This window comes from Pseudomonas sp. PDM15 (assembly GCF_014851565.1).
Lineage (GTDB): Bacteria > Pseudomonadota > Gammaproteobacteria > Pseudomonadales > Pseudomonadaceae > Aquipseudomonas.
Window position 1 is genome coordinate 391,135 of the sequence record NZ_JACVAA010000001.1, and the last position, 19,941, is coordinate 411,075.

The following is a 19,941-nucleotide window of genomic DNA, read 5'->3' on the forward strand; positions in this document are numbered from 1 at the left end:
GTCCTGCTGCGGGCGCGAGGCGCGTTGTCGGTTAAGACCGATGTGCAGGACAAAAGGTTAGGGTGGAATGCGCCGCTGCGCAGGGCGTGAACAGCGCCGTGCCCTCCATGGCCTGTGTGGCCAGGGAGGGCTCAGGTCGCTATCAGAAGTGGCCGCTCATGCGGTTGGCAGACGCGGGATCGACGGCGTAGCTGCCGCCGGGAATCTGCTGGGCATCGAACGCCTCGGCGGCGCGCGTGGGGCTGCGCAGGCTGGTGCCGTTGTGCTCGGCGGAGGCGTGGGCGAGCGTTGCGCTGAGCTGGCGTATGCGTGCGCGCAGGTGACGAATCTCGGCTTGCGGGTCGTTCAACAGACCCTTGAGATTGCAGTGCCCGGTGCCGCCGCGGGCCAGCAGCAGGCCGCCGAGGGTGAGCCCGGCCAGGCCGAGGATGCCGCCGCGATGCAGGCCGGCGCCGGTGAGGATGATGCCGGCGGCGGTGGACAAGGCCCGCTCGTGGTTGGAAATGTTCTGCCGCTGATAGGCGTGGTGTGCCGCGTGGCGCGACTGGGGATCGAATGCAACCATGGCGTTTCTCCAGGGAGAGTGTTCAGTAACCGACTGGGTGCACGCGGTGGTGTTCAGTTGCGACGATGAGTGGCGCTCAGACCACGTAGCGCAGGATGGCGATGAAGTGCAGCAGGCTGCCGGCCATGACGAACAGGTGCCAGATGCCGTGCCAGTGACGGAAGCGGCTGTCGTAGGCGAAGAACAGGATGCCCACCGTGTACAGCACGCCGCCGGCGGCCAGCCAGGTGAAGCCGGTGCGGCCGAGGGCGGCGAGCAGCGGCTCGATGGCGATCAGCACGATCCAGCCCATCACCGCGTAGATCACCAGCGACAGCACGCGGGCTTCCGAGCGCGGCTTGATCTCCTGCAGCATGCCGATGATGCCCAGGGTCCAGACGATGCCGAACAGCGTCCAGCCCCAGGCGCCCTCGAGCGTGACCAGGCAGAAGGGCGTGTAGCTGCCGGCGATCAGCAGGTAGATCGACAGGTGATCGAGCTTGCGCATGATCAGCTTCGCCCGCCCGCGCAGGCTGTGGTAGAGCGTGGAGATGCTGTACAGCACGACGAGGGCGACGCCGTAGACGGCCACGCTGACGATCTTCAGCGGCTCGCCCGTGAGGCTGGCCAGGATCAGCAGCCAGATCGCGCCGGTGCAGGCCAGTACCGCGCCGACAAGGTGGGTCCAGGCGTTGAATTTTTCCCCGTGGTACATGCGTGGTCTCTCGTGATGGCGACGCGCGCCACTATACCTGGCCAGGTTTAGGAAGGCAGAGAGGTGGGGGGCTGCGTCTGTCGTCCGGTCTACGGAAAAGGCCCGCGATGGCGGACCTTTGGCGGGGCGGCAAGCGGACGTCCGTCTACTTGCAGAGCACGATCATGCTGCGGCTGGAGAAGCCGGCGGGATTTATGCCGAACAAGAAATCGGCGGGGTCGTCTTCGCTACCCTGGTCGGCGCCGGCCTTGGCCACCACCTTGTAGCCCTTGGGGCCGCAGGCGCGGGTTGCCTTCTGTTCGCATTGCTCCCAGCTGGAAGTGAGCCCGGAGCAATTGATGTTGAGACCTTTGCGGCCCTTCTTTTCATATGTCTTGGCAGTTGCGGAGCAGCCGGCGACCAGCGCCAGCGTGACAAGCAGCAGTACAAGCCTTCTCATTTCTTTCCCCAGCGGGCTTGTCTGTATCTGGCGGCACAGCCGCCACCCTTGCAATGGCCCCGGCGGCGACGCAGCTCTTGGTGTCGAGTTGCTGCTTGCGCCCTGTCTGGCAGCGAAGCCGGAGCGGGTCGAGAAATAGCACAAAGAATGGGTCGCAGGCGAGACAAAAAAGTTGCAGTTTCGCTGCAGGTTTTTCACCTCTCGTACGTCTTAATGATTAGGAGCTGTTCATCTCGACAGTTTTTCCCCCAGACTAACAAGACGTGGATCACACACGCACAGGGAGAGTGCCATGACCGCCAATGACGAACGTCAGCAACTGAAGGCGATGCTGCAGGGAGCCGGACTGAAGGTCAGCCTGGTTCGGCTGAAGATCCTCGAAGTGTTGCAACGCAACGACAAGGGCCTGCGCTCGCGGGAGCTGCATGGTTTCCTGCTGATGGCCGACGAACAGATTTCCGTGCTCAGCGTGCGCCAGGTGCTCAGTCGCCTTTGCGCCTGCGGCCTGGTTGAACGGGACGAGCAAGGCCTGTACCGCCTGCTGCTGGGCCGTCCGCAGACCGGCTCGGTGGCGCTGGCCGGCTAGCGGTCGGCACGTAAATAGCTCGAACCCTAGGGTCCTGCTCACCTCCAATCGGCGAGGGCCAGCCACCGCCTGGCCGAGGAGACGAGCATGTCCATCGATCCGTACCATCCCACCGAGGATCAGAATCCTCATTCGCCCCTGCCGGGCAAGCCTGACCCGCTCAGTCCAGGTCAGGTGGACCTGAACCCGGAACATCAGCCTGGCCCGGGCAACGACCCGCAACGCCCGCCGGAACGCGAGCACCGGGGCGCCGAGCGCGTCGTCGGCACTGCTGAGCATGCCGAGCGAGGCGCACAGCCCAACCAGCGCGGCGGCTGATCGGTTACCGGTCGTCGATCCTTGCGGAACATTGGAGCTTTCTGGCGTCAAAAAGCCGAGACCAATATTCCGCCAGGAGAAGAAGCTCTATGGACCATGCCCGAATCACCCAGGAAGAGAGCCGGTTGGCCCGGCTATCCGCCGAGGCGCATCAGGCGTTGATCCAGTTCATGAACGAGACGGCGCTGCCCTACACCGCGGAGCAGCGCGCCGAATGCGAATACCTCAGCCGCTGCGCCGCCAATGCTCGCGAGGCCTACCTCAAGCTGCGTCGTGCCTCGTCCAGCTGTGCCTCGCGGGCCATTCGTAATCTCTGCTCGGCCTAGGTCAGCGGCTGTTGAGCAACGAACGATCGAAGCCGGAGACCATGGTGTCCGCCCCCAGCGGCGGTTCGATCGCCGGGTCCTGCGGGCCCAGCCGAGCCAGTGCCTCGCGCAGGCGCAGCAGTTCCCCCTTGAGGTAGTGGATTTCGTGATGCGGGTCCTGCAGATAGCCCTTCATCACGCAGTGACCGGTCAAGCCGCGTAGCAGGCCTACGCCGCCCAGTGCAGCCAGGCCGATGCCGTCGATGCCGCCGCGATGCAGGCCGCAGGCGAGCCCGGCCAGACCGAAACCGATGGACAGTGCGCGTTCGTAACCTTGGACGTTGTGCATGGCGTTTCTCCTGATGGGGTTAGTGTGCGACCGACCCCGGTCCGGCCCGTTCCATCGCCGTGATGAGTGGCGCAGGCGGCCGGGCCCGGCCAGAATGGCGGCTCATTACCTGGGAGTGCCCTATATGCTTGCTGGGCCAGTCATGCTGCCTGCAATAGTTCAGGCCCTGCGCGACAGTTGCCATCTGCTGGTGTTTACCGGCGCCGGGGTGTCGGCGGAGAGTGGCATTCCCACCTTCCGTAATGCGCTGACCGGCCTGTGGGCGCGTTTCGATCCGGCGCGCCTGGCCACGCCCGAGGCGTTCGTGGCCGACCCGGAGCTGGTCTGGGGTTGGTACGAATGGCGCCGCCAGCGGGTGCTGCGCGCCATGCCCAACTCGGCGCACCGGGCCATCGCCGAGCTGGCGAGCCGGGTGCCGCGCCTGACCCTGGTGACGCAGAACGTCGACGACCTGCACGAGCGTGCCGGCAGCCGGGAGGTGATCCATCTGCACGGCAGCCTGCAGGCGCCGCGCTGCTTCGACTGCGCCGCGCCCTTCAGCGGCCTTGCCCGCGAGCTCGACGAACCGGAAGAGGGCAGGCGCCTGGCGCCGCCACGCTGCGAGAGTTGTGGCGGGCCGGTTCGCCCGGGGGTGGTGTGGTTCGGCGAATCGATGCTGGAGGCCGCTTTGCAGCAGGCCTTTGCGGCGGCTGCCGAGTGCGATCTGCTGTTGTCGATCGGCACCTCGGGGCTGGTCTATCCGGCGGCCCAGGTGCCACAGATCGCCGTGCGCCATGGCGCCTGCGTGGTGCACATCAATCCGCAGCCGGTGGCGCCTGGCGGGCCGCGCGAATACGGCCTGGCGGGCGCCGCCGGGGTGGTGCTGCCACAGCTGCTGCAGGCGGCGTTCGCCGACTGATCAGGTCTCGATCATGTCCTGATCAGGCTGCTGCTGCGAATCCTGCGGCGGCTTTTCCTGCTCGGGCTTCGGCTGCGCCTGGTCCATCCATTGGCGCGTATTTTCCTGGGCCTGGTCGACCTGCTCGTTGAGCTGGTCGACCTGCTTGTCGAACTCCTTGATGGTCTCGCCCAGGCTCTCGCGGGCCGTTTCCACGGCCGCTTCCTCGACCTTTTTGGCAAAGCTCTCGGCGGCCTGCTCGGCGGTATCGCAGCCGGCCAGGGCGAACAGGCCCAGGCCGAGCAGCAGCGGTTTGATGGGGGACATGATGAAACTCCTCTGCAATCAGGATTCGAGTTTGTGGGCTGGCTGGTTGCGGGTCTTCCACAGCGACAGCAGTACGCCGCCGGCCAGCAGGCCCACGGTCACGCTGAGCGAGATCACGGCCGGCACCTTGCCGATGATGCCGTGCAGGAAGATCTTGCCGCCGATGAACACCAGCACCAGGGCCAGGGCGTACTTCAGGTAGGCGAAGCGATGGATCATCGCGGCCAGGGCGAAGTACAGGGCGCGCAGGCCGAGGATGGCGAAGATGTTCGAGGTGTAGACGATGAACGGGTCCTGGGTGATGGCGAAGATCGCCGGCACGCTGTCAACGGCGAACACCAGGTCGGCCAGTTCGATCAGGATCAGGGCCAGGAACAGCGGGGTGATCCACAGCTTGAGCTTGCCGCTGGCGTCCTCCTGGCGCACGAAGAATTGCTGCTCGTGCAGGCGGTCGGTCACCGGCAGGTGGTTGCGCAGCCATTTGACCAAGCGGTTGTTGGCCAGGTCCGGCTCGTCATCGACCTTGGAGAACAGCATCTTCACGCCGGTCAGCAGCAGGAAGGCGCCGAACACGTAGAGGATCCAGTCGAACTCGCTGATCAGCGCGGCGCCCAGGCCGATCATGATGGCGCGCAGCACGATCACGCCCATGATTCCCCAGAACAGCACCTTGTGCTGGTACTGCCGCGGGATGGCCAGGAAGCTGAAGATCAGCGCCATGACGAACACGTTGTCCATCGACAGCGACTTCTCGATCAGGAAGCCGGTGAGGTAGTCCATGCTGGCGTCGCCGCCTTTCTGGAAGAACACCCAGACGGCGAACAGCAGGCCCATGGAGATGTAGCCGGCCGACAGCAGCAGACTCTCCTTGACGCCGATCTCGCGGTTGTCGCGGTGCAGGATGCCGAGGTCGAAGGCCAGCAGAGCGGCCACCAGGGCGAAGAAGGTCAGCCACAGCCAGGTGGCGGTACCGAGCAGGTCGGCGAAGAGGAACGAATCTAGGGCAGTCATGAGCCCCTCCTTGCAGTCGTAGTTGTACCAACTATGACTCCGACATGGCGGCGGCTAGCCGTCAGAGGGGCCCGGTGTCACGGCTGCGGAGGATAAGGAAATTCCGCCGCGCCTCAAGTGCCGGGTGTTTGCAAAGTGTGTATGGCCACTAGGGATCGACCGGCTCCAGGCTCGCCTGGTAACGACTGCGCTCGACCTGCCACCAGCTGGGCAGCAGCTGGCGCACTTCGCCACGGGTGAAGCGGTCGTCCAGCAGGTAGACCACGCCTTGGTCCTCGGTGGTGCGAATCACCCGACCGGCGGCCTGCACCACCTTCTGCAGGCCGGGGTAAAGGTAGGCGTAGTCGTAGCCGTTGCCGAACATCTGCTGCATGCGCGCCTTCACTTCCTCGTTGACCGGGTTGACCTGCGGCAGGCCGAGGGTGGCGATAAAGGCGCCGATCAGGCGCTTGCCGGGCAGGTCGATGCCCTCGCCGAAGGCGCCGCCGAGCACGGCGAAGCCGATGCCCTGGGAGCCTTCGTGGAAGCGTTCGAGAAAGGCCTGGCGCTCGGCCTCGTTCATGCTGCGCGACTGTGCCCACACCGGGATATCCGGGTGCGCGCGGCGGAAGTTGTCCAGGGCCTGTTCCAGGTAGGCGTAGCTGCTGAAGAAGGCCAGGTAATTGCCCGGCTGCTCGCGGAACTGGCGGGCCACCAGATCGGTGATGGGGGCCAGGCTGGTCTCGCGATGCTGGTAGCGGGTCGACAGGTTGGCCAGCGCCTGGACCCTGAGCTGCTCGGCGCTGAACGGCGACTGCACTTCCAGCCACTGCCAGTCGCGCGGCAGGCCGAGCAGGTCGGCGTGATAGTGGCCGGGGCTGAGGGTGGCGGAGAACAGCGTGGCGCTGTGGGCGTTGGCGAAGCGCTCGGCGAGGAAGCGCGCCGGTACGATGTTGCGCAGGCACAGGGTCGACAGGCTGCGGCTGCTGCGCGAGTCGTGGCGGGTGATGTCGAACAGTGAGTGCGGGCCGAAGGCCTCGGCCAGGCGGCAGAACAGCATGGCGTCGAGGTAGAAACGCAGCAGCGCGGCCTGGTTGCCCTCGGGCTGGTCGGTGAGGTGGTCGGTGATCGCGCTCACCGCCTTCTGTAGGGCGGCGATGAACAGGTCGGAGATGGCCGGGTAGATCTGGTACGGCACTTCCTGGTCGCGGTGCAGCTGGTTCCAGTGGCGGCCGACACGCTCCAGCACGCCCTTGAGAGCCGCCGGGGCGACCTTGCGCAGGGCGTTGAATTCGGCCTGATCCAGTTCGGCGCTGTACATACCGCGGGCGCGGTCGATCAGGTTGTGCGCCTCGTCCACCAGCAGGGTGACCTTCCAGCCGTTGAGCACCGTCAGCCCATGCAGGAGGGCGGTCATATCGAAGTAGTAGTTGTAGTCGCCGACCACCACGTCGCTCCAGCGGCACAGCTCCTGGGACAGGTAGTAGGGGCAGACCTGGTGCGCCAGGGCGATCTCGCGCACGGCCTCCTGGGTCAGCCAGCGCTGTTCGAGGGCGGCGGCGCGGGCGGCCGGCAGGCGGTCGTAGAAGCCCTTGGCCAACGGGCAGGAGTCGCCGTGACAGGCCTTGTCCGGGTGTTCGCAGGCCTTGTCGCGGGCCACGTGCTCCAGCACCCGCAGCGGCATGTCGTCTTCCTGCGCGCGCAGGCTGGCCAGGGCGTCCAGCGCCAGGCGCCGGCCGGGGGTCTTGGCGGTGAGGAAGAACAGGCGGTCCAGGTCCCGGCCGGGAAACGCCTTGAGCTGCGGGAACAGGGTGGCCAGGGTCTTGCCGATGCCGGTAGTGGCCTGGGCCAGCAGGAAGTCGCCGTCGCGGGCGGCGCGGTATACGGATTCGGCGAGCTGGCGCTGGCCGCGGCGGAAGCTCGGATAGGGGAAGCGCAGCGTCTCCAGGCTGGCGTCGCGGGCCAAGCGGTGGGCGGTTTCCTGCTTCGCCCAGGCGACGAAGCGCGCGCACTGCAGTTCAAAGAAGGTCCTCAGTTCGACAGCATCGAAGCGCTCGCGAAACACCGTCTCCTTCTGCGAGATCACGTTGAAGTAGACCACCGCCAGGTCGATATGCGGCAGCTCCAGCGCGTCGCACAGCAGCCAGCCGTAGACCTTGACCTGGGCCCAGTGCAGCACGCGGTGGTTGTCCGGGATGCGTGCCACGTCGCCCCGGTGGGTCTTGATCTCTTCCAGCAGGTTTTGCGCCGGGTCGTAGCCGTCGGCGCGGCCGCTAACCTGCAGCCCAGGATACTCGCCGGCGAGCGGCAGCTCGGCGAGGTAGCCGGCGCCGCGCCGGCCGACCACCGTGCTGTGCCCGGCCATGCCCTCGGCTGCGGTGGGCGCGGGGGTGAAGCGCAGGTCGAGGTCACCCTGCTTGGCGGTGAACTCGCACAGCGCGCGCACGGCCACGGCGTAACTCACGCGGACGCACTCCAGCGCACGTAGCAGACGTCCACCGGCATGCCGTGCTCGGCGCAGAAGGCCAGCCAGCGCTTCTGGTTATCCTGCAGACGATCGCCGGGGCCCTTCACCTCGATCATCCGGTAGCGCCGCTCGGCCGGCCAGAACTGGATCAGGTCCGGCATGCCGGCACGGTTGGCGCGGATGTCGCCGAGCAGGCGCTCGAACCAGGCACGCAGGTGCGCCGGCGGCAGGCAGTGCAGGGCGGTCTCCAGCAGCTCGGGCGTCAGCACCGCCCAATGCACGAAGGGCGAGACGATGCCATGCTTGGCCGCGTAGGTGGCGCGGATCGCCTCGGCGTGGCTGCCGTCATCCAGCAGTGCCAGGCAGCGCTCGAACAGTGCCTGGCGGCGGCTGCGGAAGTCGCCGTCATGCAGGTCCACCGGTCCGGCGTGGAAGGGGTGGAAGAAGGCGCCGGGCAGCGGGGCGAAGATCGCCTCCCAGCACAGCAGGCCGAACAGGCTGCAGACCAGGGTGTTCTCCACGTAGAAGGCCGGCGCCTGCTCGTCGTGCAGGTGCTGCTGCACCGCCCACTCCACGCTGAACTCCAGCGGCTGCGGCAGTTCCAGCTCGATCAGCCCGGCCTCGGCCGGCGGTTTGCGCGGTTGTTTCGGCAGGCCGAGCTGGCGTTGCAGGCGCGGCAGGGCGCGCTCCAGCGCCTGGGTCTCGGCGTCGTTGTGCGGCGCGAGCAGGGCGGAGCTGGCCAGGTCGTGGGCCTGCTGGAATTCGCCGAGCTTTTCCAGCACGCGCACCCGGCGCTGGCGTGCCTCGCCATGGGCGCTGATGGCGTACAGGGCGGCGGCCTCGGCCAGCTCACCCTCGCGCTCCAGCTGTTGCCCCAGCTGGAACAGCAGCTTGGCGTGGCGTCGCGCCAGGTGCGGGTTGTCGCTAGTGAAGTCGCCCAGTTCGAGCAGCACCTCGGCAATCGGCAGGCCGGCTTCGAACAGTTCGCGGCAATGCTGCAGGTGCAGGTAGCGGTCGACATCGAGTCGGCTGCGGAAGCCGCGCGACTCGGCGCCGATGGGCACGCTCTCGTAGCGGTAGACACCCAGCTCGGCCAGCACGAATTCGGACCAGTCCTGCGCCAGGTTGCCGAAGAACAGCAGACGCAGGCGATCACACAGCGGGCCGACGGTCAGGCTGTAGAGCAGGTCCAGCCCCGCACTCCACTGGGCGAAGGTACGCGCCGTCGGGTGCGATTCACGCAGTGTCTCCAGCAGCTCGCTCTTCTTCAGGCCGCGCAACGCCCGGGTCTCGGCGAAGGTGGTCAGCAGCTCGTCCTTGCGCAGCAGGGCGAACAGCGCGTCCAGCTCCAGCTCGGCATCCTCGATCAGCCAGCCCAGGCTCAGCAGCGGGGCGGCTGCGCTAGCGATATCGCCGATCTCCGCATAGGCCAGCTTGCCCGCGCGAAAGTGCGGGCCCTTGCGCATGACCAGGCGCACCAGCAGCGCCTGGGAGGCTTCCGGCAGCGCATGAAAATGAGCCAGAAAGGCCTGCTCGTCCGCGTCCAGCAGGTCGGCATAGCGCTGCTCGATCCAGGCTAACGCCGCGCGAAAGTTGCTGAGGTAATAGAGGGGGGAGTCGAGCGGCGCGAGCATGGTGTTGTACTGGCTTTATATACAGGTAAGAGTGCGCGACGGAGTCTGTTCATGCAACCCCGGCCCGACCGTCTGCACTGCCGCTTGGCTTATTGGCTGAACCCTTGTTCCCGCTGGCCACTCGAATTCTGTATGCAAGCGTCTGGCCCGGTGGTCAGGCACGCACGACGCAAGGAGATCACCATGGCGCAATGGACCATCACCTACAGCAAGGACAACAACACCAATACGCTGGATATGCAGGCCGATCACAAGCCGGAGATGGAGGAAGCCGTGGAGCATCTGCTGGCCTGGGCCAGACAGAACCTGGAGAAGGGCGAGTTCGGCGATGGCCAGGACAAACAAAGCAGCGAACCGGCAGTGCTGCTGTTGCGTCACTACGGCGTCACCATAACCGGCATCGCCGCCGGTTGAAGCGCAGCGGGGCAATTGGCCATTCGTCCGCAGCGGCGGAAAAACATGAAACCGCACGGCGGCCTGCCCACTCAGTGACTCTGAGGCGCCATCGAAACCGTATGAAAGATGTGTGTCTCACATCCAAAGACTGAAGAGATGGAGGTTCACCATGACTGGTGACAAGAACAGAATGGGCACTGGCGAATCGATCAAGCGCGAGCAAGGCCAGCGCAGTGATCAGTCCCGCCAGGAAAGCGGCCGCCAAGGCGGTCAGAGCGGTGGAGGCAACTTCGCCAATGATCGCCAGAAGGCGTCCGAAGCTGGCCGCAAAGGTGGCCAAAACAGCGGCGGAGGCGGTCGCGACCGCTGATGCACACGAGCGGAAGCTTCGGCTTCCGCTCATCGTTTGTCATGGAGAGCGGGCATGCGCAGCCACGTGATTCATTTCACCGCACCGATCAACTCGACCACCTGCGGCCAACTGATCGACAAGTGCTCACAGGCCATCCAGCAGGGCGCCGACGAGCTGGTCATCAAGATCGCCACCATGGGCGGCGAATGCAGCTACGGCTTCTCCCTCTACAACTTCCTGATTTCCCTGCCGGTGCCGGTGAAGACCCACAACCTCGGCACGGTCGAGTCAATGGGCAACATCATCTTCCTGGCGGGCGAGCAGCGCACGGCCTGCCACCACAGCAAGTTTCTCTTTCATCCCTTTCACTGGACGCTGAATGGCGCGGTCGACCATGCGCGCATGTCGGAATATGCGATGAGCCTGGACTATGACTTGCAGCTGTACGCCAGCATCGTCGAGGAGCGCACCCGGGGTGCCCAGGTGCCGCTGGACGTGCTCGACTGCCTGACGGCCGCACCGCGCATCATCAATGCGCAGGATGCCTTGGCCTCAGGCCTGATCCACGCGGTGGATTGCCTGGGCATGCCGCCCGAGTCGGTGAGCTGGTGCGTGCATTCCTGACTGACGTCAGGCCGCTGCCGAGTTACCGATCAACATGCCGTGCTGCACACGGAACAGATGTCCGCTGATGCGCAGGGTGAAAGGTACGCGGCTGACGATCTGCGCTCCGTCCTGGAGCAGGCTTTCGATATGAGCACGCAACGCGAGGTACTTCCGTTGTTCCTTCATCGGAAAACTCCTGAGTGGGGTTCGCCGAGAGCCTACCAAGCTTTGTGACGTTGTCGACATTTCAGGGTGGATAAAAATGTGCTATGCATCACATTTCGTGATGGCTTAATGCCTGCGCACCCTGAGAGGGCGGAATAACGGATAATGCCGGCCCAAATCGTTTGGCTCGCTAGTCTGGTAATCCCGCATGGAAATCAAGGTCAACTTTCTCGACAACCTCCGTCTCGAAGCCAAGTTCGATGACTTCACGGTGATTGCCGACCAGCCCATCCGCTACAAGGGCGATGGCTCGGCGCCGGGGCCGTTCGACTATTTCCTGGCGTCCTCGGCGCTGTGCGCGGCCTACTTCGTCAAGCTGTACTGCCAGACGCGCAACATCCCCACGGAAAACATTCGCCTGTCGCAGAACAACATTGTCGACCCGGAGGATCGCTACAAGCAGATCTTCAAGATCCAGGTCGAGCTGCCGGCGGACATCTCCGAGAAGGACCGCGTCGGCATCCTGCGCTCCATCGACCGCTGCACCGTGAAGAAGGTGGTACAGACCGGTCCCGATTTCATCATCGAGGAAGTCGACAACCTCGACGCCGACGCCCAGGCCCTGCTGATCCCGGCGCTGACCGAAGGCGAGGGCACGCGCATCCTCGGCAAGGACCTGCCGCTGGAGCAGACCATCGCCAATATGTCGGCCATCCTCGCCGGCCTGGGGATGAAAATCGAGATCGCCTCCTGGCGCAACATCGTGCCCAACGTCTGGTCGCTGCATGTCCGCGACGCGCAGTCGCCGCTGTGCTTCACCAACGGCAAGGGAGCCACCAAGGAAAGCGCGCTGGCTTCGGCGCTGGGCGAGTTCATCGAGCGGCTGAACTGCAACTTCTTCTACAACGACCAGTTCTGGGGCGAGGAGATCGCCAACGCCGACTTCGTGCATTACCCGAACGAGCAGTGGTTCAAGCCGGGGCCGAAGGACGCGCTGCCGGAAGAGATCCTCGACGAGTACTGCCTGGAGATCTACAACCCCGACGGCGAGCTGCGCGGCTCGCACCTGTACGACACCAACTCCGGCAACAAGGCGCGTGGCATCTGCTCGCTGCCTTTCGTGCGCCATTCGGATGGCGAGACGGTGTACTTCCCGTCCAACCTGATCGAGAACCTGTATCTGTCCAACGGCATGAGCGCCGGCAACACCCTGGCCGAGGCGCAGGTGCAGTGCCTGTCGGAAATCTTCGAGCGCGCGGTCAAGCGCGAAATCCTCGAAGACGAACTGGCCCTGCCGGACGTACCGCAGGAGGTGCTGGCCAAGTACCCCGGCATCGTCGCCGGCATCCAGGGCCTGGAGGAGCAGGGCTTCCCGGTGCTGGTCAAGGACGCTTCCCTCGGTGGCGAATTCCCGGTGATGTGCGTGACCCTGATGAACCCGCGCACCGGCGGCGTGTTCGCCTCGTTCGGCGCGCACCCGAGCTTCGAAGTGGCGCTGGAGCGCAGCCTTACCGAGCTGCTCCAGGGCCGCAGCTTCGAAGGCCTCAACGACCTGCCGCAGCCGACCTTCGAGAGCAACGCACTGACCGAGCCGAACAACTTCGTCGAGCACTTCATCGACTCCAGCGGTGTGGTGTCCTGGCGCTTCTTCAGCGCCAAGGCCGACTACGAGTTCGTCGAGTGGGACTTCTCCGGTCATGGCGAGGACTCCAACGCCCAGGAAGCCGCGACCCTGTTCGGCATCCTCGAGGGCCTGGGCAAGGAGGTGTACATGGCCATGTACGACGACCTCGGCGCCAACGCCTGTCGCATCCTGGTGCCCGGCTACTCGGAGATTTACCCGGTCGAGGACCTTATCTGGGACAACACCAACAAGGCGCTGATCTTCCGCTCCGACATTCTCAACCTGCACAGCCTCAGCGACCTGCGCCTGAAGAGCCTGCTCAAGAGTCTGGAGAATTGTGAGGTCGACGACTACACCGACATCACCACGCTGATCGGCATCGAGTTCGACGACAACACCATCTGGGGCCAACTGACCATCCTCGAGCTGAAGCTGCTGATCTACGTGGCGCTGAAGAAGTTCGAGCAGGCCAAGGGGCTGGTCGAGGCCTTCCTGCAGTACAACGACAACACCGTCGAGCGCGGCCTGTTCTACCAGGCGCTCAACGTGGTGCTGGAAGTGCAACTGGACGACGACCTGGACATGGCCGACTACGAGGCCAACTTCCGCCGCATGTTCGGCAACGAGCGCATGGACGCGGCGCTGGGCTCGGTGGATGGCAGCGTGCGCTTCTACGGCCTGACGCCGACCAACATGCAGCTGGAGGGGCTCGACAAGCACCTGCGCCTGATCGAGAGCTACAAGAAGCTGCATGCAGCGCGGGCTGGGGCGGCGGGGTTATCCAGCTGATTGCGCCAACAGAAAAGCACCTACGGGTGCTTTTTTGCTTTTAGCGGCGGAGCATCGATTTCATGCGATTCGGTGGGGGCGATGGTCGTTCAATCAGCGAGCATGATTACATTCGCCCTACTAGAGAAACGATCGTGCTGCCTAGGGCGGAATCGTTTGTTATGAGCCAAGCCTTGCTTTGCCAGGTTAATCGTTCGGTCGGAGCCTGTTGCAGTAGATCAAACTCCTCTCTGGTCGCACAGTAATCCCTACGTACCGGGCTGCGTACGCTGACAACAAACTTGCACGAAGGGAAAATATCCAATCGCCCCCTTGCGTTTCCGGACAAATGACGAGTTACCAGAGCCTCTGTTTTTGTGGGCCGAGCCACTAGCTCGTGACCACTGCGAGTGATGATGTAAGCGGAAAAGGTGAAGTAGAAGAAAAAACAGAGAACAGCAATTGCAGCTGTTTGCTTGCCCCGGCGGTCGTGTGTGGATGCCTTTACCTTGACGTCCAGTTTGTATAGCAAGACCGTCACTGGCAGGGAACCCAAAGCTCCCCAAATACTGAGGTCAAAATCTCCGTGGAAGAGCAGATGGAGGCCATAGCAGCCGCCAAACAATACGGCGAACAGTAGATATCTTATGGTTTGGATCAGTCTGTACCTGTTCACCATGCCCGAGCCTTCCTTAGCCGGTTCAACACTTCTTCGACGCTAGATAACAGCGAATATGAAAAATCCCTGCAGAGCAGGGCTTTATCTTTTGGATTCTGGAGCGGGCGAAGGGAATCGAACCCTCGTCATGAGCTTGGGAAGCTCAGGTAATGCCATTATACGACGCCCGCTCGGGCGGCTGACTTTGTACCAGAATCGCCCGCCCAGGTGAAGCTTGGGCGCAGGGGCGGCGCCCGTTTTGCTCGCAATCGCGCTCAAACGGCCAGGGCGTGCTTCTCCGCCGTCTGGCTGCGGGCGCGGCTGCTGGTTGGCGGTAGCAGGAAGGCCAGCAGTGCGTCGCGGGTCTGCATCCAGGCGGCCTTGTGTTCCATGTCGAGGAAATGCCCGGCCTGGGGGATGGTGCGGAATTCGCCATGGCGCACGTGCTGGGTGAACAGGCGCGCATCTTCCGGCGTGGTGTATTCGTCCCATTCGCCGTTGACGAACAGCAGCGGTATGTCGATCTGGCCGGCGAAGCTGACGCAGGAGCGGCCGCCGTTGTTCAGCACGGTTTCCACGTGGAAGCTCATCTGCTCGTATTCGTAGCGTTCCAGGCCGGTGACGTGGCGATGGTTGTAGCGCTTGAACAGCGAAGGCAGGTGCTTGCCGATGGTGCCGTTGAGCACCATGCCGATGCTCTCGCGGTCGCAGTCGCGCATCACCGCCAGGCCGGCGCGCAGGTAGCCGAGCATGGCGCTATTGACCACCGGCGAGAAGGAGTTGATCACTGCGCGCTCGATCCTCGGCGGTTTGCGGGCCAGGGCCTGGAGGGTGGCGATGCCGCCCCAGGAGAAGGACAGCACGGTGTCGCAGGCGAAGTGCTCGACCAGCGCCAGCAGGATGTCGGCCTCATCCTCGCGGGTGAGGAACTGGTCGTGGCTGTTGTACTCGCGCGAGTGCCCGGCGTAGGGCAGGTCGAACAGCACCACGTTGAAGTGGGGGTGGAGGTAACGGACCGTCTGCGCGAAGGAGGCGGTGGTCGACAGCGAGCCGTTGACCAGGATGATGGTCTGCTCGGCGCCGTCGGCGCGGTAGAACTCCGTGTAAACCCGGTATTGCCCCTGGATATCCAGCACAGCGGTTTCTGCTTTCATGGTCATGCCCCTGACGCACGGCGATACGGACGCGCAGCGAAACCGGCTGCGCGAGCTTCAGGACAGGTAGGCATGTGCCTTGGAAACGGGGCCTGATCGGCTCGAAAGGCTGGCCGACGATTGTTGTTAGTGGCGGGTACTTTCCGGAACGGGAATCGGCCTTGCGGCGCGACGAGGGCAGGCCCGTTGGTGGTGCCTGAGGCACTCGACCGGAAGAATTTTCTTAGAGTGTTGTTGCGACTAATTGGTCACGTTCGGACCACGGTTCTGATTCAAGCAGGCTTGTGTTGCAGGTGCAAGTCACTTGAGTGACCTGGGCCGCAGCATCTGCCCGACGGTCGCTCACACCAGGGCAATCTCGGTCGCGCTCAGTGGGCGGTACTGCCCCGGCGCCAGTTGCGGGTCCAGTTGCAGCGGCCCCATGCGCTCGCGGTGCAGGCCGATGACCTTGTTCTGGAAGTGGCCGAACATACGCTTGACCTGGTGATAGCGGCCCTCGTGCAGGGTCAGCAGGGCTTCGTGGCTGCCGAGTATCTCCAGCTCGGCGGGCAGGGTGGTGAGGTTCTCGTAGGCAAAGTACAGGCCCTGGGCGAACACCTCGATGTAGTCGGCGGTGATCGGCTGTTCGGTGCGAACCCGGTAGACCTTGCCCAGGCGACTGCGTGGCTCGGTGAGGCGGCGCGACCAGAGGCCGTCGTTGGTGACGATCAGCAGGCCGGTGGTGGTCAGGTCCAGGCGCCCACCGATGTGCAGTTCATGCTTGTCCGGTTCATCGAGCAGGTCGAGCACGGTGCGGTGTTCGGCATGCTCGGTGGCGCTGACCACGCCGGCCGGCTTGTTGAGCATGAAGTAGCGCGCCGGCTTGCCGGCCTGCAGCAGCTCGTCGTCCAGCTCAATGCGGCTGAATTCGCGCACCTCGAAGCGAGCGTCGCGTACGACCGCCCCATCCACGCGCAGGCGCCCGGCGGCCAGCAGCAGGCGGGCGTCGGCGCGATTGAAACGCGGCAGGTTGCTGAGGAAACGGTCCAGGCGCATGGCTATTCGGCGCTGGGTTCGCCACTCAGGGCGCGGGCGCAGTTGGGGCAGAGGCAGGTCTTGTCGCGGTGTTCGGCGGGCAGCTCGTCGATCAGGCTGCGCTCGATGGGCGTATGGAAGCACCAGCAGTCTTCTACCGCCTGCGTCTGCCCGGCCTGGGCGCAATGATTGGGCTGGCCGCAGCGCGGGCAGCGCTCGGCGTCGTTCACTGCTGCAGGCCGCTGACGTCTTCGCACACGCGGTTGCGCCCGGACTGCTTGGCCCGATACAGGGCGCGGTCGGCGCGGGCGATCAGGCGGTCCAGGCTGTCGTCGCCGTGCAGTTCGGTGATGCCGATGCTGGTGGTCACGCGCAGGTTGACGCCGTTGAAGGGGAATACCTGTTCCTCAGTCTGCTGGCGGATCTTCTCGGCCAGCTGGCGCGCCGTGCTGCTGCCGGTGTCCTTGAGCAGCAGGATGAACTCCTCACCACCCCAGCGGCAGATGATGTCGGACTGCCGCAGGTTGCTCTGCAGGCTCTGGGCGAAACCGCGCAGCACATGGTCGCCGGCCAGGTGGCCGTGGGTGTCGTTGAGCTGCTTGAAGTGGTCCAGGTCGAGCAGCATGGCGCTCAGTGGGCTCTTGTCGCGAATGGCTTCCTGCAGTGCCTGGGCGGCCAGCAGGTCGAAACCGCGGCGGTTGGGCAGGCTGGTGAGCACGTCGGTGGTGGCCAGGGCGGCGATGCGCAGCTGGTAGCGGCGGGTGACCACGTACACCAGGAACAGCACCACGGCGCTGATCAGCGCGCAGATCAGCAGGTTCAGGTAGAGCGTGTGGCGCACGCCGGCGAGGGCGCCTTCCTCGTGCTTGTCGACGAACAGGTACCAGTCCAGCTCGGGGATGTAGCGCACGTTGAGGAAGTGGCCGCGGCCCTGTTCCTGATAGGTGAAGTTGCCGCTCTTGGGCTGCGGCAGCTTGGCCAGCAGCGGCTCCATGCCGGGTACCTGGCTCAGCTTCTGGCCGCGCTGGGCGCCCAGGGGGCCGCCCTCGGCGCCGGTAAGCACCAGATGGCCGTTGCGGTCGGTGAAGTAGATGCTGCGGTCGTAGCGCTGCTGGTAGTCGTCCACCAGCTTGACCACGGCGTCCACGGTCAGGCCCACGCCGGCCACGCCGATGAACTGTTCCTGGTAGTCGAACACCTTGAAGTTGATGAAGAAGGTCAGCCGGTCGCTGTTGGCCATGTCCGGGTCGACGCTGATCTCGTAGGGCTCGGTCATGTTGCGCACCCGGAAGTACCAGATGTCACGCGGCTCGTTCTGGTCGATCTTCTTCAGCACGCCCTTGGCCTGATAGTAGACGCGGCTCTTCTCGGAAATGAAGAAGCTGGTGAAGGTGCCGTAGTGCTCCTGCACTTCGCGCAGGTAGCGGGTCATCGGCTGGGTATCACGCTCGCCGGCTATCACCCAGTCGCGCAGGAAGGTGTCGCGCGACATCATCGAGGCGATCTGGGTGGGGCGGATCAGGTCCTTCTGTATCTCCGAATAGATGTTGTCGGAGGTCAGCGGCAGCTCGGTGTTGACGATGTTGTGGCGAATGCTGTCGCGCGAGCTGTAGTAGCTGACCAGGCTGGTGGCGAGGAAACCACCCAGCAGTAGAATGGTCAGGAGCAGCAGAAGAGAAACCTGGGCCTTGCGGGACGTGCTGAGCGGCATGGGGCTGAGCCTTGAAGGAATGGCGCAATGCTAGCGCGGTGCGCCGTTTTCGTCATTGCGGTTGCGGTTTTCCGTGACCTGCACGGCGCTGAGCCAGGGTTCGAAACGCTGGCCGAAGCTGATTTCGGCGCTGAATGGCTGGTCGTTGTTGCCGTAGTAGGCAGGCAGCCGCTCGGCCAATGTCTGGCGCCAGGCATGGGGTACGTTGATGCGCTCGTTGCTTGGATCGAAGGCGCCGCTCAATGTGCTGTGCGTGGAGCTGTAGCAGCTTTGCCAGACCCGCACGGTGCCTTGCACCAGGGCGTACCGGCTGCGGTCCGGGTAGCGCTGGCGCAACGCCGTGGCGTCCAAGCCGACATCGACCAGGAACAGACGGCTGTCCTTGCTGCGCTCGTTGGCAAGGGCGTCGCGTGCGGCCTTTTTCTGGGCTTGCAGCTGCTTGTCGTCCGGTAGCTGTTGCAAGCGCGCGCTGGTCTTCTGCAGATGGCGCTCGGCCAGTTGCAGCGACTGCTGATAAGCGGGGCCGTCCAGCTCCAGCATGGCCCAGGCAGGGAGGGTGTTGCGGCGCGGCTCCGTGCCGTTGCTGGGCAGGCCGAGCGCGCGCAGTTGGGCATCGCTCAGACCGTGGCCGCTGTAGCAACTGTCCGCATCGGGGGCATCGTGGCGCGGCATGCGCCAGTCCAGGCGCATGACCAGGCCGCTGTTCTCCTTGTATGGGCCGTCCCAGTCGCGGCGCAGCTCCCTTTCGGACAGCAGTAACCGACTCTCCGGCTCGCCCTGGCGGTTGTACCAGACGCCGGCGAGGGCCACGGCATTGCTCAGCAGTATCAGCGCCAGACCGGCCAGCAGGCCGTGGCGGGGCTTGAGAGTGATCATGCGCGCTCACCTCCCTTGTGGCCACGACGCAGTCGGCCAAGCACCAGCAGGGCGAGAATCGCGGTCAGGCCGAGGATCAGGAAGAACAGATACTTGGGCAGCACGTCCCACCACCAGTCGACCATCTTGATAAACAGGAACAGCAGGAACGACAGCTGGCCGAGCAGGGTGACTTCGGCCCAGTCGCGGCGAATGCCGAGCCAGATGAACAGGGCGCTGACGGCAAAGCCGAGCAGCTGGTAGAGCTTCTCGATGCTGGCGTACTCGAACGGCAAGTAGCTGCCGCGCCCCCAGTTGGCCAGCACCAGTATCGGCAGCAGCATGGCCAGCATGCCGACGATGCGGTAGGTGGCGGCGAAGCCACTGAAGCGCGCCTGGGACAGCAGCGCCGGCAGCACGAATACCAGCAGGCCGCCGGGCAGGAAGTGTTCCGGCCGCTCGGCCGCTTCCAGCCACAGCCAGCCGCACCATTCGCTGATGCGCGTGCCGCTGTAGGCCAGAAGGCAGGCGAGGCCGGCGGCCAGCAGCAGGCGTGCGTTGCAGGTGTAGGCCAGCAGCAGGGCGTATACGGCCCAGGGCAACAGTGCCTTGTCGGTGGGCGTGATGTTGAAGATCTGCCCGAGCATGTGGATGTTCAGCATGAAGCAGGCCAGCGCCAGCACGCCGGACAGCTTGGCGAAGTAGCCGGAAGCGTCGCGCTGCTGCAGGACGAAGGTCAACAGCAAGCTGCCGAGCGAGAAGCCGATCAGGATGCCAACCTGCAGCGCTTCGCCGAACAGGCCCCAGAACTGGTAGAAGAAGAACAGCAGGCTGGCCGCCAGGGCCAGCGCACCGAGCAGCGAGACCACGCGCATGCTCAGGGACAGGCGCTTGGTCTGCTGGTCGTGGTCGATGTCGAAGCTGCTGCGGTACTGGGCCAGCAACTGGTCGTGGTGGGCGGCGATGTGGGCGAGCGGTTCGTCGCCCAGGGCCAGGGCGTCCTCGGCGCGCAGGCGCTGCGCCTCGCGGCGGAACGCCTGGATATCGTCGGCCCGTTGCTGGGCCTGGTCGCGGGTCAGCGGCATGG

General features: G+C 64.7%; 22 protein-coding genes, 1 tRNA gene and 1 pseudogene. 8 read left to right on the forward strand and 16 right to left on the reverse strand.

What is annotated here, in order from left to right:
• Positions 1 to 142 precede the first annotated feature (142 nt).
• From IB232_RS01805 to IB232_RS01815, 3 genes are all read right to left on the reverse strand, one after another.
• Positions 143 to 565, reverse strand: coding sequence for a YgaP-like transmembrane domain (locus tag IB232_RS01805; protein ID WP_192396855.1), 423 nt, complete (start codon positions 563 to 565; stop codon positions 143 to 145).
• Positions 566 to 641: 76 nt separating this feature from the next.
• Positions 642 to 1,259 (reverse strand): PAQR family membrane homeostasis protein TrhA, encoded by a 618-nt coding sequence (gene trhA, locus IB232_RS01810; RefSeq protein WP_192396856.1) that lies wholly within the window; start codon positions 1,257 to 1,259, stop codon positions 642 to 644.
• A 145-nt stretch (positions 1,260 to 1,404) separates the two neighbouring features.
• Complete coding sequence (locus tag IB232_RS01815; RefSeq protein ID WP_192397256.1) at positions 1,405 to 1,698, reverse strand: lipoprotein; 294 nt, start codon at positions 1,696 to 1,698, stop codon at positions 1,405 to 1,407.
• A 292-nt stretch (positions 1,699 to 1,990) separates the two neighbouring features.
• Here IB232_RS01815 and IB232_RS01820 point away from each other — a divergent pair, with 292 nt between their 5' ends.
• The 3 genes from IB232_RS01820 (at position 1,991) to IB232_RS01830 (ending at position 2,928) form a co-directional block, all read left to right on the forward strand.
• Positions 1,991 to 2,284 carry a transcriptional repressor gene (locus IB232_RS01820; protein WP_192396857.1) on the forward strand — a complete coding sequence of 98 codons (294 nt, stop codon included), beginning with the start codon at positions 1,991 to 1,993 and terminating at the stop codon, positions 2,282 to 2,284.
• An 87-nt stretch (positions 2,285 to 2,371) separates the two neighbouring features.
• Positions 2,372 to 2,602, forward strand: a complete 231-nt coding sequence (locus IB232_RS01825; RefSeq protein WP_192396858.1) for a hypothetical protein — start codon at positions 2,372 to 2,374, stop codon at positions 2,600 to 2,602.
• A gap of 89 nt (positions 2,603 to 2,691) precedes the next feature.
• Positions 2,692 to 2,928 (forward strand): hypothetical protein, encoded by a 237-nt coding sequence (locus IB232_RS01830; RefSeq protein WP_192396859.1) that lies wholly within the window; start codon positions 2,692 to 2,694, stop codon positions 2,926 to 2,928.
• Between the two features lies 1 nt (position 2,929).
• On the opposite strand, the gene IB232_RS01835 is transcribed toward IB232_RS01830, so the two are convergent.
• Complete coding sequence (locus IB232_RS01835; RefSeq protein WP_192396860.1) at positions 2,930 to 3,256, reverse strand: YgaP-like transmembrane domain; 327 nt, start codon at positions 3,254 to 3,256, stop codon at positions 2,930 to 2,932.
• A gap of 142 nt (positions 3,257 to 3,398) precedes the next feature.
• Here IB232_RS01835 and IB232_RS01840 point away from each other — a divergent pair, with 142 nt between their 5' ends.
• A complete protein-coding gene (locus IB232_RS01840; RefSeq protein WP_192396861.1) occupies positions 3,399 to 4,154 on the forward strand; it encodes an SIR2 family NAD-dependent protein deacylase in 756 nt (251 codons plus the stop codon).
• On the opposite strand, the gene IB232_RS01845 is transcribed toward IB232_RS01840, so the two are convergent.
• From IB232_RS01845 to IB232_RS01860, 4 genes are all read right to left on the reverse strand, one after another.
• On the reverse strand, positions 4,155 to 4,460 hold the full coding sequence (locus IB232_RS01845) for a hypothetical protein (protein WP_192396862.1): 306 nt from the start codon (positions 4,458 to 4,460) through the stop codon (positions 4,155 to 4,157).
• A gap of 18 nt (positions 4,461 to 4,478) precedes the next feature.
• A complete protein-coding gene (locus IB232_RS01850) occupies positions 4,479 to 5,471 on the reverse strand; it encodes a TerC family protein (RefSeq protein ID WP_192396863.1) in 993 nt (330 codons plus the stop codon).
• Between the two features lie 148 nt (positions 5,472 to 5,619).
• Positions 5,620 to 7,914 carry an ATP-dependent DNA helicase gene (locus IB232_RS01855; protein ID WP_192396864.1) on the reverse strand — a complete coding sequence of 765 codons (2,295 nt, stop codon included), beginning with the start codon at positions 7,912 to 7,914 and terminating at the stop codon, positions 5,620 to 5,622.
• Positions 7,911 to 9,551, reverse strand: a complete 1,641-nt coding sequence (locus IB232_RS01860; RefSeq protein ID WP_192396865.1) for a VRR-NUC domain-containing protein — start codon at positions 9,549 to 9,551, stop codon at positions 7,911 to 7,913. Before IB232_RS01860 ends, IB232_RS01855 begins: the two co-directional genes overlap by 4 nt.
• A gap of 183 nt (positions 9,552 to 9,734) precedes the next feature.
• Here IB232_RS01860 and IB232_RS01865 point away from each other — a divergent pair, with 183 nt between their 5' ends.
• The 3 genes and pseudogenes from IB232_RS01865 (at position 9,735) to IB232_RS01875 (ending at position 10,923) form a co-directional block, all read left to right on the forward strand.
• Positions 9,735 to 9,965, forward strand: a complete 231-nt coding sequence (locus tag IB232_RS01865) for a hypothetical protein (protein WP_192396866.1) — start codon at positions 9,735 to 9,737, stop codon at positions 9,963 to 9,965.
• Between the two features lie 232 nt (positions 9,966 to 10,197).
• Positions 10,198 to 10,317 (forward strand): annotated as a pseudogene (locus tag IB232_RS23445) (KGG domain-containing protein); the annotation flags it as partial.
• A 54-nt stretch (positions 10,318 to 10,371) separates the two neighbouring features.
• Entirely contained in the window at positions 10,372 to 10,923 is a 552-nt protein-coding gene (locus IB232_RS01875; protein ID WP_192396868.1) for an ATP-dependent Clp protease proteolytic subunit, read from the forward strand.
• A 6-nt stretch (positions 10,924 to 10,929) separates the two neighbouring features.
• On the opposite strand, the gene IB232_RS01880 is transcribed toward IB232_RS01875, so the two are convergent.
• Positions 10,930 to 11,091, reverse strand: a complete 162-nt coding sequence (locus IB232_RS01880; protein ID WP_171016370.1) for a hypothetical protein — start codon at positions 11,089 to 11,091, stop codon at positions 10,930 to 10,932.
• Between the two features lie 187 nt (positions 11,092 to 11,278).
• Here IB232_RS01880 and IB232_RS01885 point away from each other — a divergent pair, with 187 nt between their 5' ends.
• Entirely contained in the window at positions 11,279 to 13,483 is a 2,205-nt protein-coding gene (locus IB232_RS01885; protein ID WP_192396869.1) for an OsmC domain/YcaO domain-containing protein, read from the forward strand.
• A gap of 754 nt (positions 13,484 to 14,237) precedes the next feature.
• On the opposite strand, the gene IB232_RS01890 is transcribed toward IB232_RS01885, so the two are convergent.
• From IB232_RS01890 to IB232_RS01920, 7 genes are all read right to left on the reverse strand, one after another.
• Positions 14,238 to 14,311 (reverse strand) — tRNA-Gly (locus IB232_RS01890).
• 84 nt (positions 14,312 to 14,395) lie between these two features.
• Complete coding sequence (locus IB232_RS01895) at positions 14,396 to 15,274, reverse strand: alpha/beta fold hydrolase (RefSeq protein ID WP_192396870.1); 879 nt, start codon at positions 15,272 to 15,274, stop codon at positions 14,396 to 14,398.
• 342 nt (positions 15,275 to 15,616) lie between these two features.
• Positions 15,617 to 16,309 carry a pseudouridine synthase gene (locus tag IB232_RS01900; RefSeq protein ID WP_192396871.1) on the reverse strand — a complete coding sequence of 231 codons (693 nt, stop codon included), beginning with the start codon at positions 16,307 to 16,309 and terminating at the stop codon, positions 15,617 to 15,619.
• Positions 16,310 to 16,311: 2 nt separating this feature from the next.
• A complete protein-coding gene (locus IB232_RS01905; RefSeq protein ID WP_192396872.1) occupies positions 16,312 to 16,518 on the reverse strand; it encodes a cysteine-rich CWC family protein in 207 nt (68 codons plus the stop codon).
• On the reverse strand, positions 16,515 to 17,999 hold the full coding sequence (locus IB232_RS01910) for a sensor domain-containing diguanylate cyclase (RefSeq protein WP_192396873.1): 1,485 nt from the start codon (positions 17,997 to 17,999) through the stop codon (positions 16,515 to 16,517). The genes IB232_RS01905 and IB232_RS01910 overlap by 4 nt, the downstream gene beginning before the upstream one ends.
• 30 nt (positions 18,000 to 18,029) lie before the next feature.
• Positions 18,030 to 18,875 (reverse strand): DUF4824 family protein, encoded by an 846-nt coding sequence (locus IB232_RS01915; RefSeq protein ID WP_192396874.1) that lies wholly within the window; start codon positions 18,873 to 18,875, stop codon positions 18,030 to 18,032.
• Positions 18,872 to 19,939, reverse strand: a complete 1,068-nt coding sequence (locus tag IB232_RS01920) for a DUF2157 domain-containing protein (RefSeq protein WP_192396875.1) — start codon at positions 19,937 to 19,939, stop codon at positions 18,872 to 18,874. Before IB232_RS01920 ends, IB232_RS01915 begins: the two co-directional genes overlap by 4 nt.
• Positions 19,940 to 19,941 lie beyond the last annotated feature (2 nt).

What these genes read in the sequence shown, in the direction of transcription:
- IB232_RS01805 (WP_192396855.1), bottom strand. Translation starts at nt 565, where the DNA reads ATGGTTGCATTCGATCCCCAGTCGCGCCACGCGGCACACCACGCCTAT.
- trhA (WP_192396856.1), bottom strand. Translation starts at nt 1,259, where the DNA reads ATGTACCACGGGGAAAAATTCAACGCCTGGACCCACCTTGTCGGCGCG.
- IB232_RS01815 (WP_192397256.1), bottom strand. Translation starts at nt 1,698, where the DNA reads ATGAGAAGGCTTGTACTGCTGCTTGTCACGCTGGCGCTGGTCGCCGGC.
- IB232_RS01820 (WP_192396857.1), top strand. Translation starts at nt 1,991, where the DNA reads ATGACCGCCAATGACGAACGTCAGCAACTGAAGGCGATGCTGCAGGGA.
- IB232_RS01825 (WP_192396858.1), top strand. Translation starts at nt 2,372, where the DNA reads ATGTCCATCGATCCGTACCATCCCACCGAGGATCAGAATCCTCATTCG.
- IB232_RS01830 (WP_192396859.1), top strand. Translation starts at nt 2,692, where the DNA reads ATGGACCATGCCCGAATCACCCAGGAAGAGAGCCGGTTGGCCCGGCTA.
- IB232_RS01835 (WP_192396860.1), bottom strand. Translation starts at nt 3,256, where the DNA reads ATGCACAACGTCCAAGGTTACGAACGCGCACTGTCCATCGGTTTCGGT.
- IB232_RS01840 (WP_192396861.1), top strand. Translation starts at nt 3,399, where the DNA reads ATGCTGCCTGCAATAGTTCAGGCCCTGCGCGACAGTTGCCATCTGCTG.
- IB232_RS01845 (WP_192396862.1), bottom strand. Translation starts at nt 4,460, where the DNA reads ATGTCCCCCATCAAACCGCTGCTGCTCGGCCTGGGCCTGTTCGCCCTG.
- IB232_RS01850 (WP_192396863.1), bottom strand. Translation starts at nt 5,471, where the DNA reads ATGACTGCCCTAGATTCGTTCCTCTTCGCCGACCTGCTCGGTACCGCC.
- IB232_RS01860 (WP_192396865.1), bottom strand. Translation starts at nt 9,551, where the DNA reads ATGCTCGCGCCGCTCGACTCCCCCCTCTATTACCTCAGCAACTTTCGC.
- IB232_RS01865 (WP_192396866.1), top strand. Translation starts at nt 9,735, where the DNA reads ATGGCGCAATGGACCATCACCTACAGCAAGGACAACAACACCAATACG.
- IB232_RS01875 (WP_192396868.1), top strand. Translation starts at nt 10,372, where the DNA reads ATGCGCAGCCACGTGATTCATTTCACCGCACCGATCAACTCGACCACC.
- IB232_RS01880 (WP_171016370.1), bottom strand. Translation starts at nt 11,091, where the DNA reads ATGAAGGAACAACGGAAGTACCTCGCGTTGCGTGCTCATATCGAAAGC.
- IB232_RS01885 (WP_192396869.1), top strand. Translation starts at nt 11,279, where the DNA reads ATGGAAATCAAGGTCAACTTTCTCGACAACCTCCGTCTCGAAGCCAAG.
- IB232_RS01895 (WP_192396870.1), bottom strand. Translation starts at nt 15,274, where the DNA reads ATGAAAGCAGAAACCGCTGTGCTGGATATCCAGGGGCAATACCGGGTT.
- IB232_RS01900 (WP_192396871.1), bottom strand. Translation starts at nt 16,309, where the DNA reads ATGCGCCTGGACCGTTTCCTCAGCAACCTGCCGCGTTTCAATCGCGCC.
- IB232_RS01910 (WP_192396873.1), bottom strand. Translation starts at nt 17,999, where the DNA reads ATGCCGCTCAGCACGTCCCGCAAGGCCCAGGTTTCTCTTCTGCTGCTC.
- IB232_RS01915 (WP_192396874.1), bottom strand. Translation starts at nt 18,875, where the DNA reads ATGATCACTCTCAAGCCCCGCCACGGCCTGCTGGCCGGTCTGGCGCTG.
- IB232_RS01920 (WP_192396875.1), bottom strand. Translation starts at nt 19,939, where the DNA reads ATGCCGCTGACCCGCGACCAGGCCCAGCAACGGGCCGACGATATCCAG.